Source organism: Mesorhizobium sp. M1E.F.Ca.ET.063.01.1.1, assembly GCF_003998155.1.
Classification (GTDB): Bacteria; Pseudomonadota; Alphaproteobacteria; order Rhizobiales; family Rhizobiaceae; genus Mesorhizobium.
Window position 1 is genome coordinate 1 of record NZ_RZSC01001344.1, and the last position, 825, is coordinate 825.

The 825-nt window shown below is 63.8% G+C and carries 1 protein-coding gene; it reads right to left on the reverse strand.

Annotation, left to right across the window (positions count from 1 at the left end; all coding sequences use genetic code 11):
• Positions 1-43: 43 nt before the first annotated feature.
• The coding region (locus EOA29_RS38445; RefSeq protein WP_127222518.1) for a GNAT family N-acetyltransferase at positions 44-825 on the reverse strand (782 nt) is incomplete at its 5' end.

Here is an 825-nt window from a genome sequence, read left to right on the forward strand (position 1 = left end):
AGACAGAGGGGCAAGCGGATTCCACTCGCCTGGCAAACTCGGTCTATTCCCCGAGGTCCTTGCGGAACGGCGTGTGCTCTTCCAGGTACTCGCCCATCCGCTCGACCTCGCGCCGCTCGCGGCGCAGATAGTCGGCGACCGCGTTGCGCAGGCCGGGATGCGCAATGTAGTGCGCCGAATGCATTGTCACCGGCTGGTAGCCGCGTGCCAGCTTGTGCTCGCCTTGCGCGCCGGCTTCCACCACCTTCAGTTTGCGCTCGATCGCGAAGTCGATTGCCTGGTGGTAGCAGACCTCGAAATGCAGGAAGGGGTGGTCCTCGATGCAGCCCCAATTGCGGCCATAGAGCGCGTCCGAGCCGATGAAGTTGATGGCGCCGGCGATGTAGCGGCCGTTGCGCTTGGCCATCACCAGCAGGATGTCGTCGGCCAGGCGCTCGCCGATCAGCGAGAAGAACTGGCGGTTGAGATAGGGCCGGCCCCATTTCCTGCCGCCGGTGTCCATATAGAAGGCGAAGAAATCATCCCAGGCGCGTTCGGTGATGTCCTTGCCGGTCAGCCAGTCGATCGAGATGCCGTCCGCCAGCGCTTCGCGGCGCTCCTTCTTCATCGCCTTGCGCTTGCGCGAGGCAAGCGTGGCGAGGAAGTCGTCGTAGCTGGAAAAGCCTTCGTTGAAGAAATGGAACTGCTGGTCGGTGCGATGCAGGAAGCCAGCCGCTTCCAGCGTCGCGACGTCTGGTTCAGTGGCGAAGGTGACATGCGCGGAAGACACGCCGAGCCTGTCGGTCACCATCTTCAAGCCGGCGGCAAGGCCGGCCTTCACCGCGC